This is a genomic window from Dactylosporangium salmoneum (assembly GCF_039532525.1).
GTDB classification, from domain to species: domain Bacteria; phylum Actinomycetota; class Actinomycetes; order Mycobacteriales; family Micromonosporaceae; genus Dactylosporangium; species Dactylosporangium salmoneum.
Genome location: NZ_BAAARV010000004.1, coordinates 349,750 through 365,131, shown reverse-complemented (window position 1 = coordinate 365,131; position 15,382 = coordinate 349,750). Strand labels below are relative to the sequence as shown.

Genomic DNA, 15,382 nt, shown 5'->3' with positions numbered 1-15,382 from the left:
TGACTAGACCTTAGTCGACAGCGGCAGGTACACCTGATTGCCCGCCGCCGCGAACTCCTCCGACTTCTCCCGCATGCCCTGGGCGGCGTACTCGCGCAGGTCCTGGCTGATGCGCATCGAGCAGAACTTCGGGCCGCACATGGAGCAGAAGTGCGCGGTCTTGGCCGGGGCGGCGGGCAGGGTCTCGTCGTGGTACGCCCGCGCGGTGTCCGGGTCCATGGCCAGGTTGAACTGGTCCTCCCAGCGGAACTCGAAGCGGGCCTTGGACAGCGCGTCGTCCCAGGCCTGCGCGCCGGGGTGGCCCTTGGCCAGGTCGGCGGCGTGCGCGGCGATCTTGTAGGCGATGACGCCGGCCTTGACGTCGTCGCGGTCGGGCAGGCCGAGGTGCTCCTTCGGGGTGACGTAGCAGAGCATCGCGGTGCCGTACATGGCGATCATGGCGGCGCCGATGGCCGAGGTGATGTGGTCGTACGCCGGCGCGACGTCGGTAGTGAGGGGGCCCAGCGTGTAGAAGGGCGCCTCGTGGCACCACTCCATCTGCAGGTCCACGTTCTCCTTGATCTTGTGCATGGGCACGTGGCCGGGCCCCTCGATCATGACCTGGACGTCGTGCTCCCACGCGATCTTCGTGAGCTCGCCCAGCGTCTTGAGCTCGGCCAGCTGGGCCTGGTCGTTCGCGTCCGCGATCGAGCCCGGGCGCAGGCCGTCGCCGAGGGAGAAGGCCACGTCGTAGCGGGCGAGGATCTCGCACAGGTCGGCGAAGTGGGTGTACAGGAAGTTCTCCTCGTGGTGCGCCAGGCACCAGGCGGCCATGATGGAACCGCCGCGCGACACGATGCCGGTGACCCGCTCGGTGGTCAGCGGGACGTACCGCAGGAGCACCCCGGCGTGCACCGTCATGTAGTCGACGCCCTGCTCGGCCTGCTCGATCACGGTGTCGCGGTAGGCCTCCCAGGTCAGCTTCACCGGGTCGCCGCCGACCTTTTCGAGGGCCTGATAGATGGGCACGGTGCCGATCGGGACCGGCGAGTTGCGGACGATCGCCTCGCGGGTGGCGTGGATGTGCTTGCCGGTGGAGAGGTCCATGACGGTGTCGGCGCCCCAGCGGGTGGCCCAGGTGAGCTTGGCGACCTCTTCGGCGACGTCGGAAGAGACGGCACTCGTACCGATATTCGCGTTCACCTTCACCAGGAACCGCGACCCGATGATCATCGGCTCGCTCTCCGGGTGGTTGACGTTGTTCGGCAGGATGGCCCGGCCGGCGGCGATCTCGTCGCGCACCAGCTCCGGCGCGACGCCCTCGCGGATCGCCACGAACTCCATCTCCGGGGTGACCACGCCCTGGCGGGCGTAGTACAGCTGGGTGCGCTCCACCGGCCCGCGCTCGGCGATCCACGGCGCCCGCAGCGCCGGCAGCCCGGCGGGCGGGTCGTTCAGGGGCCCCGACGTGTCGTACAGCCGGACCGGCGGGTTGTCCCCCGTCAGCTCCACCTCGGCGAAGGGCACCTGCAGGTCGGGCCGGGAGCCCGGGACGTACACCTTCCGCTTCATGACAATCCTCCTGAAAAAGGGCATGACGAACCAGGCCCCTCCACGAGAAGGAGCCCGTTGTGTCCGGTGAGTTATCGGCCCCAGGCGAGCGGGCCGTGCCCCGCGCCCAGGGTCCAGCCCGCGGAACGGACCAGGGCCGAGTGCACGTAGGACTTGGCGCCGGCCAGCGCGTCGACCAGCGACGCGCCCCCGGCCAGCAGGGAGGCGGTGGCGGCGGCGAAGGTGCAGCCGGTGCCGTGGTTGTTGGCGGTGTCGATCCAGGGCGCGGCGAGCAGGGAGACCTCACCGTCGTGCCAGACCGCGTCGACGGCCTCGGCGCTGCCCCGCAGGTGGCCGCCCTTCACCACGACGCAGCGCGGGCCGTAGGCGGCCAGGTCGGCGGCGGCCTTGGCGGCGTCGTCGGCGTCGAGCACGTCCCGGCCCAGCAGCACCGACGCCTCGCGCAGGTTCGGCGTGACCACCGCGGCGTGCGGGAAGAGCAGTTCGAGGTACGCCCGCTCGGCGTCGGCGGTGAAGAGCCGGTCGCCGGAGGAGGCCACCAGCACCGGGTCGACGACGAGGTTGGGCAGCCGTTGCGCGTACCGGGCGACGAGCGCGACCGTCTCCGGGGTGGCCAGCATGCCGGTCTTCACCGCGGCCACGGGCAGGTCGTCGAGGACGGCGTCGAGCTGGGCGGCGACGAAGTCCGGGGCGACGGCCGAGATGCCCCGCACCCCGGCGGTGTTCTGCGCGGTGAGCGCGGTGATGACGCTGGTGCCGAAGACGCCGTGCGCGGCGAAGGTCTTGAGGTCGGCCTGGATGCCGGCGCCGCCGCCGGAGTCCGAGCCGGCGACCGTAAGTGCCACCGGTGGGTTCATGCAACCTCCGCTTCGCTCCGGTTGCCTGAACTTTGCAAGCTGAGCCATTGATGAGTGGCCCCTCCGCTGCGCTCCGGACCACTCATGCGGCCAGCAGCTCCTTCACCAGCCGGGCCGGGTCGTCGGACCGCATGACGGCGCCCATCACGGCGACGCCGGCCGCGCCCTCGTCGAGGCAGTCGCGGACCCGGGCCGGGGTGTCGACCCCGCCCAGCGCGTACACCGGGACGGGCGCGACCTGCGCCATGCGGCCGAGCGCGGCCAGGCCGAGCGGCGGGCCGTAGCCGGGCTTGCTGCGGGTCGGGTAGATGGGCGAGAGGGTGGCGTACGTGACGCCGTCCGCCGCGGCCGCCAGCAGGTCCTCCAGTCCGTGGCACTTGCGCAGGACCGGGTCCTCCTCCAGCAGCAGCCGGCCGCCGACCTGGTCGAGCACGTTGCGCACGGTGCTGGCCAGCTTGAGGCGCCGCCGCGGCGGCAGGTCGTGCTCGCGCAGGACCACCTCCCGGGCGCCGCCGTCGACGGCCATGGCGATCACGTCCTCGAGGGGCCGATCCGCCAGGTGCCGGTCGGTGAAGATCAACAGGCCGGGCTCTACCACGGGAGGCCTTCCATCGGGCTGGACGCGGTCGCGTGCGTGCGGCGGGGGATGCGGCCGGCGAGGTACGCCAGCCGGCCGGCCCGCACCGCGAGGCACATCGCCTCGGCCATGCGGGCCGGGTGCTCGGCCCGGGTGACGGCGGAGGCGAGCAGCACCCCGTCGCAGCCCAGCTCCATGGCCAGCGCCGCCTCGGAGGCGGTGCCGATGCCGGCGTCGAGGATGACCGGGACGGTGACCTTCTGCCGGATCAGCGCGATGTTGTGCGGGTTGCGGATGCCCATCCCCGAGCCGATCGGCGCGCCGAGGGGCATGACGGCGGCACACCCGGCGTCGGCGAGGCGCTGGGCGAGCACGGGATCATCCGAGGTGTACGGCAGGACGACGAACCCGTCCGCCACCAGCTGGGCGGCCGCGGCGACCAGCTCCACCCCGTCGGGCAGCAGCGTGTCCTCGTCGCCGATCACCTCCAGCTTCACCCACGAGGTGCCGAAGGCCTCGCGGGCCAGGTGGGCGAGCTTGACCGCCTCGGTCGCCGTGTAGCACCCGGCGGTGTTGGGCAGGACCCGCACGCCGCACCGCTCGATGACGCCGAGCAGCGACGGTGCCGCCGGGTCGAGCCTTCGCAGGGCGACGGTGACCAGCGCGGTGCCGCTGGCCCGGATGGCCGCCTCGAGCGCGGCGTGGCTGCTCGCCCCGCCCGTCCCGAGGATCAGGCGGGAGCCCAGCTCCTCCCCGGCGATCGAAAGCCCGTCAGCCACCCTGCACCGCCGTCAGCACCTCGACGTGGTCGCCCTCGGCGGGGCGGGTCTCGGCCCAGCGCGTGCGCGGCACGACGTCGCCGTTGAGGGCGACGGCTATGCCCCGGGCGTCGTCGCCCGCAAGGGTGCGGACCACGTCGGCGACGGTGATGTCATCCGCGACGGTCGACTCGATGGTGTTGACCACGAGGTGCATACGGCTCACTCCTGACTCCCTGCGCCGGCATGACCCGGATCAGGTTCGACGGTCGGGGGCTCACAGCCCCCCTCTCAGCCCGGTCACACCGGACTCCCGTGGGGTACGCCTCGACCATAACGCCGCGATCGGCGTCAGGTAAAGCGGGTCGCCCCGAACGCGGCGAGGCTCACGCCGGTCGTTCCGCGCGTCGCCAGGTCGGCGATGGCCTCGGCGGTGACCGGCGCGAGCAGCACACCGTTGCGGTGGTGCCCGGTCGCGACCAGGGCGCCGCCCGGCAGCCGGCCGAGGACCGGCGCGTTGTCCGGCGTCCCCGGGCGCAGGCCGGCGAGGGTCTCGGCCAGCGCCAGCTCGGCGACGCCGGGCAGCAGGTCGGCGGCCGGGCGCAGCAGGTCGAGCACCCCACCCGCGGTCACCGTGCGGTCCTCGCCGCGCTCCTCCTCGGTGGCCCCGACGACCAGTTCGCCGTCGGACCGCGGGACCAGGTACACGTGCCGGCCGTTCGCCACGCCGCGGACCACGTGGGTCAGCAGCGGCTCCGGGCCGCGCAGCCGCAGCAGCTGGCCCTTCACCGGGCGGACGGGCAGCCCGGTCAGACCGGCCGCGGAGGCGCCGGTGGCGACGATGGTGGGCTCGTGCGGTACCGCGGCCAGGTCTTCGATCTTCTCGGCGGCGAAGCGAAGGGGCAGGCTCCGCAGGGCGCGCAGCAGCAGCCGGGGGTCGACCTGGTGGTCGCCGGGGGCGAACGCGCCGCCGCGCACCCTCGGGGACAGCAGCGGCTCCCGCTCGCGCAGCTCGCGGCCGGTGAGCGGCTCGATCGGCGCCCCGGCCCGCCGGTAGTAGCCCACGAGGCGGTCGATCTCGGCCTGGTCGTCCCCGGTGAGCGCGACCAGCAGCGTCCCCTCGGTGCGGTAGCCCAGCGTCTGCCCGGTGCGCGCCTCGACCCGCGCGGCGAAGCCCGGCCAGCGGCGCATCGACGCGGTCATGAGCTCCTGCAGGGCCTCCTCGCCGAAGTTGGCCTCGGCGGTCGGGGCGAGCATGCCGGCCGCGACCAGCCCGGCGCCGCGCGCGGGGTCGGGGTCGTAGACGGTGATGTCGGTGACGCCCCGCTCGAGCAGCTCGAAGGCGATCGCCAGGCCGATGATCCCGCCCCCGACGATGCCGGCGCTCATCGGGTGAACTCCATGGCCGCCGCGTAGGGGTCCTCGGCCCCGCTGACCGCGCCGACCACGGCGACCGCGTGCGCGCCGGCGGCGTAGAGCTCCCCGGCCCGGGCCGCGGTCACCCCGCCGATGGCCACCACCGGCACGTCGACCGCCTCGGCGACCGCGCGCACCCCCTCGGGGCCGATCGCGGCCGGCAGCCCGGCCTTCGTGGTGGTGGCGAAGGCCGGCCCGACGCCGAGGTACGAGGCGCCGTCGGCGACCGCGCGCCGGGCCGTCTGCGGGTCCCGCGCGGTCGCGCCGAGGATGGCGCCGGGGCCGAGGATGCGCCGGGCCGCCGCCACCGGCAGGTCGTCGGCGCCCACGTGGCCGCCGTCGGCCCCCGCGGCGAGCGCGATGTGCAGCCGGTCGTTGACCAGGCAGGTGCGGCCCAGCTCGCGGCACATCGCCAGGACCCGCCGGGTGAGCTCGTAGGCCTCGCGGTCGGTGACGTGGTCCTCGGGCCGCACCTGGATCACGTCGAAACCGGCCTTGAGCGCGGCGGCGACGGTCTCGATCGGGTTCTTCCCTGGCCTGGTATCGGTCACCAAATGGAGTCGCACCGGGTTAGCTTTTCAGACATGCAGCAGGTGCGACTCGGCCGGACCGGCCTTCAGGTCTCCGAAATCTGTCTCGGCATGATGAGCTACGGCTCCCCCACCTGGCGCGACTGGGTGCTCGACGAGGAGGCGGCGGACCCGTTCGTGCGGCGCGCGGTCGAGGCGGGCATCACATTCTTCGACACCGCCGACGTGTACTCCCTCGGCGAGAGCGAGCGGGTGACGGGCCGGCTCCTGGCGAAGTACTTCCCGCGGCGCGAGGACTACGTGCTGGCCACCAAGGTGCACGGGCGGATGAGCGACAGCGCGAACGACGGCGGCCTGTCCCGCAAGCACATCCTGGCCGGCATCGACAACTCGTTGCGGCGGCTCGGCACCGACCACGTCGACCTGTACCAGATCCACCGCTGGGATCCGCTGACGCCGATCGAGGAGACGATGGAGGCGCTGCACGACGTCGTCCGGGCGGGCAAGGCGCGCTACATCGGGGCGTCGAGCATGTACGCCTGGCAGTTCTCCAAGGCGCAGTACACGGCCCGCGCCAACGGCTGGACCGTGTTCGCGTCGATGCAGGACCACTACAACCTGGTGTACCGCGAGGAGGAGCGCGAAATGCTCCCGCTCTGCGCGGACCAGGGCGTCGGCGTCATCCCCTGGAGCCCGCTGGCGCGCGGGGTGCTGGCCGGCAACCGGGGACGCGGCGGGGAGCGGCGCACGACCCGGGCCAACAGCGACGCGTTCGGCGACATGTACACCGACGACGACTTCGCGGTCGTGGACGCGAACGCCTCGGTGGCGGCCGCGCTCGGGGTCTCACCCGCGCAGACGGCGCTGGCCTGGCTGCTGTCGCGGCCCGTCGTAACGGCGCCGATCGTGGGGGCCACGAAGCTGTCGCACCTGGAGGACGCCATCGCGGCCACCGGCCTGTCGCTGGACGAGCGGCAGATCGCGGAGCTGGAGGCGTCGTACGTGCCGCATCCGGTGCTCGGCCACTGAGCCTTCGTACCGGATGCGAAAAGGGCCCGGCCAACACGACGGCCGGGCCCTTCTGGCGGTGTTCAGCTGGAGGCGACGCCCAGGCCGGCCTCGCCACTGTGGAACTCGGTGCCGTCGGCGAAGGCGGTGTCGAAGCGCTGCTGCAGCGCGTCGAGCTCGCCGAACTGGGCCGAGTGGGCGTTCTCGCTGCCCTCGGCGCCGAACACGTGGTCGTCGACCGAGCCGTCGTGGCTGTAGCTGGTCTGGTCGTCGGCCTCGTAGTGCACGGACGGGCCCTGGTCGAACGCAACGTGGGTGCCGTGCTCGTAGCCGGTCGACGTGTCGGCGTGGTGGTCGTTCTCGTAGACGGCCTGCTGGTTGTTGTAGTCGGCCTCCGAACCGTGGGCCTGGTGCAGCTGGTCCATCGCGTCGTGCTGCTGACCGGCGTCGAAGTGGCCGTAGTCCACGCTGTCGTGGCCGCCGTCGTAGCCGCTGTCGCCGGCGCCGAAGTCGTCGCTCATCTGTTCCCCTAGGTCGTCCTTGCGTTGGTTGGAACGGTACGGCCACCGCAGCGCGGTGCGATCCCGGAAACGTGCCAGTGGCGGGTTACCGACAGAAGTGCACCATGCTCACGGCGGCTTGGCTGTCGGGCTTTTGTGTGTTCGTGTCGGGCCACGGAAAGGGCGCCGGCGCCGCCGGATACGCTGTCCGCCGTGATCGGGCCGCTGGCAGTCGCCATCCACGTGCTGTCGCTGGCGCTCGCCGTGTGGGCGTTCGCCGAGTTCTTCCGGCACCGCGAGCCGACCCGGCCGCTCTTCGCCGGCCTCGGCGCGGTCGAGCTGCTGGTGCTCGTCCAGGTCGTCGTCCTCATCGTGCGCATGGCCGGCGGCCAGGGCCCGCAGACCGGCGACGAGCAGGTCACGCTCGTCGGGTACATGCTCACCGCCGCCCTGCTCCCCCCGGCCGGCGCGGTGCTGGCCCGCATGGAGCCGACCCGGTGGGGCTCCCTGCTCATCGGCGCGGCCGCGGTGATCGTGCCCGTGCTCATCCTGCGACTCGGACAGATCTGGAATGGCTGAACCAACCAACAAGGGCCCAGGCCGCGTGCTCGTGGCCATCTACGGCGTCTTCGCCCTGTCCGCCGGCGCCCGCGCGAGCGTGCAGATCGCCACGAAGTTCCGCGAGGCTCCCCTGGCGTTCACGCTCTCGGCCCTCGCCGCCTTCGTCTACATCGTCGCGACCGTCGCCCTGGCCCGCTCCAGCGCGGCCTCCCGCCGCATCGCCGTCGCCGCGGTCGTCTTCGAGCTGGTCGGCGTGCTCGCCGTGGGCACCGCCAGCCTCGTCGACAAGGAGGCGTTCCCGGACGCCACGGTCTGGTCCGGCTTCGGCCAGGGCTACGGCTACGTCCCGCTGGTGCTGCCGTTCGTCGGGCTCTTCTGGCTTTGGCGAACCTCCCGACGCGCCCCCGTCGCCTCCGCGACTGCGCCCAGGGATTGATGCACCGAACATTCGCGGTATGACCTCATCCCGCGTGATGTTCGCGGTCGCCGCCCTGGAACTGGCCGTGGGCGCCGGCCTCCTCGCCCTCCTCGGCACCGACGTCACGTTCGCCTACGTGGGCGGCGCGCTGATGCTGTCCTCCGCGCTGCTGTTCTGGCTGGGCATGCGGTTCGCGATGCGCGCCGCCCGGGCCCGCGCCCTGCGCCAGCGGGCCGTCGTCGGCACGGCCCAGGTCCTGTCCGCCCGCCAGACCGGCGTGTCGGTCAACGACCAGCCGCAGGTCGCCCTGGACCTGCGCGTCACCGCCCCCGGCCACGGCACCTACGACACGACGGTGAAGGACTACGTGCCGTTCATCGCGCTGGGCCTGCTGAGCAACGGCCGTCCGCTGTCGGTCCGCGTCGACCCCCTCGATCGCCGGCAGATCCTGATCGACTGGGAGTTCGTCCACACGGCCTCCGCCCCCGAGATCCGGCAGGCTCTCCCGCCCGAGCCCTGGGCGCTCGCCGCCGGCGTCCCCGGGACCGCCCGGGTGCTGTCGGCCGAGTTCGCCGGCAGCCTCGACGAACAGGCCCGCCCGGTGTACTCCGTCCAGCTCCTCATCCAGGTCCCGGCCCACCCGCCGGTCGCCGCCCCGGCGGTGCTCGCGGTCCCGTTGGAGCGGGTCGACGCCATGCGGCCGGGCGGGGTCATCCCCGTCAAGGTCGACCCGTCGGACCCGCACAAGTTCGCCGCCGACTGGGGCGTGCGGTCGAGCTAGCGGAAGTCGCGGGACGGGGATCGGATCGGCAGGGCCAGCGTCGCGAGGTGGTCGGCCCGCAGGTTGAGCACCCCCTCCACCCGCTCGAGGATCCCCCGCACGACCATGGCGTTGGCCGTGCGGGCGACCTTGCGGTACCGCTGCCAGAGCCCCGGCGTGCAGGTCACGTTGAGCATGCCGGTCTCGTCCTCGAGGTTGATGAACGTCACCCCGGCCGCGGTCGCCGGGCGCTGCCGGTGCGTGACGATCCCGCCGACCGACACCCGCCGGCCGGCCTCGACCCCGTGCAGCGCCTCGACCGCGAACGCGCCGATCGTGTCGAGGTACGGCCGGGCGAACTGCGCCGGGTGCGCGTCCGGGGCCAGGCCGGTCGCCCAGACGTCGGCGACCATGCGCTCGACGGCGTCCATGCCGGGCAGCATCGGCGCCGTGGTCCCGCCGGCGGTGCCGGGCAGCCGGCCCTCGCTCTCCTTGGCCGCCGCGCCGGCCGCCCACAGCGCCTCGCGGCGGGTCAGCCCGAGGCCGGCGAATGCGTCGGCGGTCGCCAGCGCCTCGAGGTGGGCCGTGGTGAGGGCGGCGCGGCGGGCGAGGTCGGCCATCGAGGCGTACGGACCGCCGGCCAGGCGCTCGGCCTCGATCCGCTCGGCCACCTTCTCGCCCAGCGAGCGCACCGCCTTCAGGCCCAGCCGCACGATCGGGCCGCCGCGGCCCCAGTCGCGCGGCTGCCCGCCGGTCCCGTCCGGCGGGTGCGCGGGCGGTTCCAGGATGGCCATGGCGGCGCTGAGGTTGACGTCGGGGCGCAGGACCGTCACGCCGTGGCGGCGGGCGTCGTCGACCAGACTCTGCGGGGAGTAGAAGCCCATCGGCTGGGCGTTGAGCAGGGCGGCGCAGAAGGCGGCCGGGTGGTAGCGCTTCAGCCACGCGCTCGCGTACACCAGGTAGGCGAAGCTCATCGCGTGGCTCTCCGGGAAGCCGTAGTTGGCGAACGCGGCCAGCTTCTCGAAGAGCTCCTCGGCCAGCGGGCCGGTGATGCCGTTGCGGGCCATGCCGGCGAAGAGGCGGGTGCGGATCGCGGTCATGCGCTCCATCGAGCGCTTCGAGCCCATGGCCCGGCGCAGCTCGTCGGACTCGGCCGGGGTGAAGCCGGCCACGTCGATGGCCATCTGCATGAGCTGCTCCTGGAACAGCGGCACGCCCAGCGTCTTCTCCAGGGACGGCTCCAGGAGCGGGTGCGGGTAGGAGATCTTCTCCAGGCCGTTCTTGCGCCGGATGTACGGGTGGACCGAGCCGCCCTGGATCGGGCCCGGGCGGATCAGGGCGACCTCGACGACGAGGTCGTAGAACGTGCGGGGCTTGAGGCGCGGCAGGGTGGCCATCTGGGCGCGGCTCTCCACCTGGAACACGCCCACCGAGTCGGCCCGGCAGAGCATGTCGTAGACCTCGGGGTCGTCCAGGGGCATGTGGGCGATGTCCAGCTCGGAGTCGATCATCTCGAACGCGTACCGCAGGGCCGAGAGCATGCCCAGGCCCAGGAGATCGAACTTGACCAGGCCGACGGAGGCGCAGTCGTCCTTGTCCCACTGCAGGACGGTGCGGTGCTCCATGCGGGCGTGCTCGACGGGGCAGACCTCGATCACCGGGCGGTCGCAGATGACCATGCCGCCGGAGTGGATGCCCAGGTGCCGCGGGAACGTGAGCAGCTCGTTGGCGAAGTCCACGACCTGGGACGGGATCTCCTCGAGCTCGGCGGTCGCGACCGAGCCCCAGCGCTCGACCTGCTTGCTCCACGCGTCCTGCTGGCCCGGGGAGTGGCCGAACGCCTTGGCCATGTCGCGGATCGCGGACTTCGGGCGGTACGAGATGACGTTGGCCACCTGGGCGGTGAACGTGCGGCCGTACTTGCCGTACACGTGCTGGATGACCTCCTCGCGGCGGTCCGACTCGATGTCGATGTCGATGTCGGGCGGTCCGTCGCGCTCCGGGGACAGGAAGCGCTCGAAGAGCAGGCCCCAGCGCACCGCGTCGACGTTGGTGATCTTCAGGGCGTAGCACACGGCCGAGTTCGCCGCCGAGCCGCGGCCCTGGCAGTAGATGCCGTTCTCGCGGCAGAACGTCACGATGTCGTGCACGACCAGGAAGTACCCCGGGAAATCCAGCTCCTCGATCAGCGCCAGCTCGTGTTCGAGCTGCTCATGGGCCTTCTGGCTGCCGGGGTACCGCTCCGCCGCGCCCTGCGCCGTGAGGTGGCGCAGCCACTGCATCTCCGACACGCCCGCGACGGGAACGGGGTACGCCGGCAGATTCGGCGCGACCAGCTGCAGGTCGAAGGACAGTTCCTCGCCGAGGGCGGCGGCATGCGGTACCGCATCGGGAAACGCGGCGAACCGGGCGGCCATCTCGGCGCCGCTGCGCAGGTGCGCGGTGCCGGCCGCGGGGAGCCATCCGTCGATCTCGTCGAGGCTGCGGCGGGCCCGCACGGCGGCGAGCGCGGTGGCCAGCCGGCGCCGCCCGGGGCCCGCGTAGTGGACGTTGTTCGTGGCCACGACCGGAAGGCCGAACCGGTCCGCCAGGTCGGCCAGCGCGTCGTTGCGCTCGTCGTCGAGCGGGTCGCCGTGCGAGGTCAGCTCGACGGCAACCGACCCGGGACCGAACAGCGCCACCAGCCGGTCCAGCTCCGCGGCGGCCGCGTCGGGGCCGTCCCGCAGCAGCGCGGCGGGCACGTGCCCCTTGCGGCAGCCGGTGAGCGCCACGACGTGGTCGCGCAGGTCGGCGGCGGCGGACTCCAGGTGGTACACCGGGCGGCCCTTCTCCTCGCCCCGCAGGTGCGCCTCGCTGATGACGCGGGACAGCCGGGCGTAGCCCTCGGGGCCGCGGGCGAGCAGCAGCAGGTGCCGCCCGACCGGGTCCGGCTCGCCGTTCTGCGGGCCGGGCAGCCCGAGGGACAGCTCCGCCCCGAAGACGGTGCGCACCTCCAGCGCCCGCGCCGCCTCGGCGAAGCGCACCACGCCGTAGAACCCGTCGTGGTCGGTGATCGCCACGGCCGGCAGCCCGAGCCGGGCCGCCGTCTCGACCAGCTCCTCGGGGTGGCTGGCCCCGTCGAGGAAGCTGAAGTTGCTATGGCAGTGCAGCTCGGCGTAGGGCACCGGGTCGTCGGGCCGCACGAGCGCCGGCGCCTGGTACTCGGCGCGCTTGCGGGACCAGGCCGGCGAGTCGCCGCCGTCGCCGTGGTCGGCCGCGAGCACGTCGGGGTGGTAGTCGGACCCGGGCGGCTCCCAGCTCTTGCCGTCCGGCTTGCGCCCGGAGAGCCGCCGTTCCAGCTCCGACCACGGGATGTCGGGGTTGCTGAAGCCCATCAGTCGTACAGCGCTTCCATGAACCAGGCACCGTTGCGCAGTACCGCGGAGAAGGCCCGGTCGTCGGCCAGCTGCAGCTGGAACCGGGCCACCCGCCACGACTCGCCCTCCGCCCACCAGCGCTCGTCCACGGGCCAGGGGCCGGCCCACCCGACGATCCCGACGAAGCGCTCTTCCTCCCCGATACGAACCATCGCCGGTACCCCGCTGAGCTCGAGCCGCCCGCCGACGCGCACGGGCTGCCCGTCGACGTCGACCACCTCGGCCGGCAGCGGTTCGGCGTACACGGTGGCGGGGCTCGGCCCGGGCACCCGGCCGGGCCAGGGCGCCTCGCCCCCTTGGGCGACCCGCTCGTCGCCCCAGGCCACGAGCCGGATGCGGCTGCGGTCGGCCCGCCCGCCATCGAGCACGGCGGTGAGCACCGCGTCGGGGCCGAGCAGGCCCTGGACCCGGGAGAACGCCCGGTGCGCGCGGTCGCGCTCGTCGCCGGCCTCCCCCCAGAGCCCCGGCTGCAGCCCGAGGTGCTCGATCACCCCCTCCGGCACCAGCCGCAGCCGGATGATCCCCGCCGCCCGGCTGCGGGACCCGCGCAGCCAGCCGTCGAGCTGCCAGCGCAGGCGGTCGGCGATGGCGTTCACGCTCAGCAGGCCGTCGTGGCGCCAGGTGCGGACCAGCTCCTCCCCCGTCTCGGTGACCGCCTCGATGCCCAGCCGGGTGCAGGCCAGCCCGTGCGCCCCGAGCCGCTCGTGCAGCCGCTCGGCGAGCGCCCGGGCCGCGAACGCCGCCGCGTCGACCCGGTCGACCGGCTCGTCGAACGTCTCGCTCACGTCGAGGTCGGCCGGCGGCCGGCGCGGCGCGAGCGGCCGCTCGTCGCGACCCCCGGCGAGCCGGTGCGCGAGCGCCGCGTCGAACCCGAACCGCTCGAGCACGTCGGCCCCCGGCAGCGCCGCGAACTCCCCGAGCGTGTGGATGCCGAGGCGGCGCAGCAGGTCGACCAGCGACGGCCGCCCGAGCGCCCCGATGCTCAGCCCCTCCAGGAACTGCGCGGTCTCCCCGTCCGGCACGATGACCCCGGCCCGCGCCGCGAGCCCCGCCGCGAACGTCCCGTCGGCGACACCGATCTGTGCCTCGACGTCGCACTGCTGCGCGATGTGCTCGACGATCCGCTCGGCCGCCGCGGCCTCCCCGCCGTGGTACCGCGCCGGCCCGCGCGCCCCGAGCGCACAGGCACCGGGCCGCAGCGTCTCCACCCCGGCCGCGATGTGCTCGACCGCCGCGAGGACCGGCTCGAACGCCCGCATGTCCCGCCCCGGATCGTGCTCGAGCACGATGAGGTGCGGGCACCGCCCCTGCGCCTCGCGCTTGCGCAGCCCCCGCCGTACTCCCTCCTCGCGCGCCGCCGGGGACGCGACGAGCACCCGGTTGGCGTGCATGACCGCCACCGCCTCGTGCGCCGGGTACCCATCCACGATCTCGGCCGCGATCACCGGCCAGTCGGGGCACCACACCACGATCGTCCGCACCGTCCTCACCCCACCCTGCGCAACGTGTCCCCGCCGGCCTCTCGCCCGCCAACCTCTCGCCCGCCGGCTCCTCGCTCGCCGGCCTTGCTGCCCCGGCTCACCGGCGGGAGTACGCCCTCCACCGCCGGCAGCCACAGGGTCACCTCGCGCGGCGCCGAGGCCGCCCCCCGCCCGCGGGCCTGGATGGTCATCTCCCGTCCCCGCAGCCGCCCCCGCCCGGCGCCGAGACCACCCCAGACCCCGCGCACCGGCGCGACGGTCAGGTCGGCCCCCGTCCACGCCCCCGCGGGCATGAGCACGCTCCCCCGCTGCCGGGCCCGGGCCGCCAGCCGCCCGGCCACCACCGGCGCCACCGGCCCGGGCGGCGCCGCCACGACGATGTCCACCCCGTCGAGCAGCGCGGCCACGATGGTGGTCCACTCGGTCCCCGGATGCGGCACCAGCGCCAGCCGCTCCAGCGCGATCCCCATCTCGGCCGCGGCGATCGGGCTGAGCCCCGGCAACCCCACGACCGCACACCACGACCCGGCCCGCGAGGCGGCGGCGAGCAGCGCGAGCAGGACCGAGGAGGTGTGCACGGCGATCGTCGCCCCTCGCCGCAGCCCGCCGCCCGGCAGCAGGGCCCGCAGCCCCGAGAGCACCGGCAGCGTCCGGGTGACGCCCACTTCGCCGGCGGCGTGCTCCCCGGCCGTGCGCACCGCGTCGCCCAGCCCGGCCGCCCGCACCACCTGCAGCCCGGCCGCCCGCCGGGCCGCGCCCCGCAGCCGCTCGACCGGGGCCTTCCGGCTCGAACCGCCGACCGGACTCGGCCCGGCATCCTCGATGCCGCGCCCGTCCGGATCGGCGGCCACCCGCTCGAGCCGGCGGGGCGTTGAGCGCCCGCCGACGACGGCGACCGATGCCCAGTCGTCGTCCTCGGGACGCGCCTCGTCGTACGCCTCGTCGTAGAACTCGGCGGCCACCGAAGCCGACATGCCAGCCACGGCCCTTGCTCCCCCACTGTCCTGCCACTCGCTCGCCCGGCACGAACCTCCGAGCGATAAATACCGATAAATATGGGCAAATCGCCCAAATACTCCTGCGCGCTACTCCCTCTTCACCGCCCTCAGGGACGGTGGGGCGGCCCCTCACCCCCGGCGCGCGACAACAGGGCGCCACGGACCACCGCCACCGGACCACCCCGGGCACGCAACGGCAGGGCAACCGGAAGGGGGAAGTGACCGGCGGCCGATACCGAGGCGGGCCGAGGAGGGAAAGGCGTCAGGCCCCGAGGGGCAAGGCACGCCACGAAGTTCGAGGCGCGATGGGCACGACCAGGACGCCCCGCAGCAGAGCAGAGGAAGGCCGACGAAGCGGACCGCCCACGAGACGGCCGACCAGCCCAGACCGCCGAGGCCGGGACAAGCCGGGCACCCGGCGGGAAACCCGCACGGCGGACGCCCATCACGGCAAGGCGCCGGCAGGACGACCGAGCCCCGACGCGGAACGCCGACGACGGCTCGACGCGGAACGCCGGCACCGGCTCGACGCGGAACGCCGACGACGGCTC

General features: G+C 73.8%; 15 protein-coding genes and 1 riboswitch. Of the genes, 4 read left to right on the top strand and 11 right to left on the bottom strand.

The features are described from left to right. Positions 1–3: 3 nt before the first annotated feature. The 7 genes from thiC to thiE all read right to left on the bottom strand — a co-directional run bounded on the left by thiC (position 4) and on the right by thiE (position 5,725). A complete protein-coding gene (thiC, locus tag ABD352_RS02640) occupies positions 4–1,557 on the bottom strand; it encodes a phosphomethylpyrimidine synthase ThiC (RefSeq protein WP_344610574.1) in 1,554 nt (517 codons plus the stop codon). Between the two features lie 65 nt (positions 1,558–1,622). After that, on the bottom strand, positions 1,623–2,408 hold the full coding sequence (thiD, locus tag ABD352_RS02635; protein ID WP_344610541.1) for a bifunctional hydroxymethylpyrimidine kinase/phosphomethylpyrimidine kinase: 786 nt from the start codon (positions 2,406–2,408) through the stop codon (positions 1,623–1,625). Between the two features lie 82 nt (positions 2,409–2,490). After that, the gene (locus tag ABD352_RS02630) at positions 2,491–3,006 is read right to left on the bottom strand and encodes a thiamine phosphate synthase (RefSeq protein WP_344610540.1); all 516 of its coding nucleotides are present in this window, start codon (positions 3,004–3,006) and stop codon (positions 2,491–2,493) included. Next, positions 3,000–3,764: a thiazole synthase gene (locus tag ABD352_RS02625; RefSeq protein ID WP_344610539.1), complete on the bottom strand. Its 765-nt coding sequence runs from the start codon at positions 3,762–3,764 to the stop codon at positions 3,000–3,002. Before ABD352_RS02625 ends, ABD352_RS02630 begins: the two co-directional genes overlap by 7 nt. Beyond that, positions 3,757–3,960, bottom strand: a complete 204-nt coding sequence (thiS, locus tag ABD352_RS02620) for a sulfur carrier protein ThiS (RefSeq protein ID WP_344610573.1) — start codon at positions 3,958–3,960, stop codon at positions 3,757–3,759. Before thiS ends, ABD352_RS02625 begins: the two co-directional genes overlap by 8 nt. Further along, positions 3,959–4,069, bottom strand: a riboswitch (TPP riboswitch). (Overlaps the previous gene by 2 nt.) 25 nt (positions 4,070–4,094) lie before the next feature. Then, on the bottom strand, positions 4,095–5,132 hold the full coding sequence (thiO, locus tag ABD352_RS02615; protein WP_344610538.1) for a glycine oxidase ThiO: 1,038 nt from the start codon (positions 5,130–5,132) through the stop codon (positions 4,095–4,097). After that, positions 5,129–5,725 carry a thiamine phosphate synthase gene (thiE, locus tag ABD352_RS02610; RefSeq protein ID WP_344610537.1) on the bottom strand — a complete coding sequence of 199 codons (597 nt, stop codon included), beginning with the start codon at positions 5,723–5,725 and terminating at the stop codon, positions 5,129–5,131. The genes thiO and thiE overlap by 4 nt, the downstream gene beginning before the upstream one ends. 18 nt (positions 5,726–5,743) lie before the next feature. On the opposite strand from thiE, the gene ABD352_RS02605 reads away from it, so the two are divergent. Then, positions 5,744–6,718 carry an aldo/keto reductase gene (locus tag ABD352_RS02605; protein WP_344610536.1) on the top strand — a complete coding sequence of 325 codons (975 nt, stop codon included), beginning with the start codon at positions 5,744–5,746 and terminating at the stop codon, positions 6,716–6,718. A gap of 62 nt (positions 6,719–6,780) precedes the next feature. On the opposite strand, the gene ABD352_RS02600 is transcribed toward ABD352_RS02605, so the two are convergent. Continuing rightward, positions 6,781–7,218 (bottom strand): hypothetical protein, encoded by a 438-nt coding sequence (locus ABD352_RS02600; protein WP_344610535.1) that lies wholly within the window; start codon positions 7,216–7,218, stop codon positions 6,781–6,783. 192 nt (positions 7,219–7,410) lie between these two features. Between ABD352_RS02600 and ABD352_RS02595 the strand changes: the two genes are divergently transcribed. The 3 genes from ABD352_RS02595 to ABD352_RS02585 are packed head-to-tail and all read left to right on the top strand — an operon-like array spanning position 7,411 to position 8,957. After that, positions 7,411–7,776 (top strand): hypothetical protein, encoded by a 366-nt coding sequence (locus tag ABD352_RS02595; RefSeq protein WP_344610534.1) that lies wholly within the window; start codon positions 7,411–7,413, stop codon positions 7,774–7,776. After that, entirely contained in the window at positions 7,769–8,194 is a 426-nt protein-coding gene (locus tag ABD352_RS02590; protein WP_344610533.1) for a hypothetical protein, read from the top strand. Before ABD352_RS02595 ends, ABD352_RS02590 begins: the two co-directional genes overlap by 8 nt. A gap of 19 nt (positions 8,195–8,213) precedes the next feature. Next, positions 8,214–8,957, top strand: coding sequence for a hypothetical protein (locus ABD352_RS02585; RefSeq protein ID WP_344610532.1), 744 nt, complete (start codon positions 8,214–8,216; stop codon positions 8,955–8,957). Here ABD352_RS02585 and ABD352_RS02580 read toward each other — a convergent pair. From ABD352_RS02580 to ABD352_RS02570, 3 genes are read right to left on the bottom strand one after another with little or no spacing between them, the layout of a single operon-like run. Beyond that, positions 8,954–12,310, bottom strand: coding sequence for an error-prone DNA polymerase (locus ABD352_RS02580; protein ID WP_344610531.1), 3,357 nt, complete (start codon positions 12,308–12,310; stop codon positions 8,954–8,956). The genes ABD352_RS02585 and ABD352_RS02580 overlap by 4 nt on opposite strands. Next, a complete protein-coding gene (locus tag ABD352_RS02575; RefSeq protein WP_344610530.1) occupies positions 12,310–13,842 on the bottom strand; it encodes a DNA polymerase Y family protein in 1,533 nt (510 codons plus the stop codon). The genes ABD352_RS02580 and ABD352_RS02575 overlap by 1 nt, the downstream gene beginning before the upstream one ends. Beyond that, positions 13,839–14,597, bottom strand: coding sequence for a hypothetical protein (locus ABD352_RS02570; protein WP_425553444.1), 759 nt, complete (start codon positions 14,595–14,597; stop codon positions 13,839–13,841). The genes ABD352_RS02575 and ABD352_RS02570 overlap by 4 nt, the downstream gene beginning before the upstream one ends. Between the last annotated feature and the right edge of the window lie 785 nt (positions 14,598–15,382).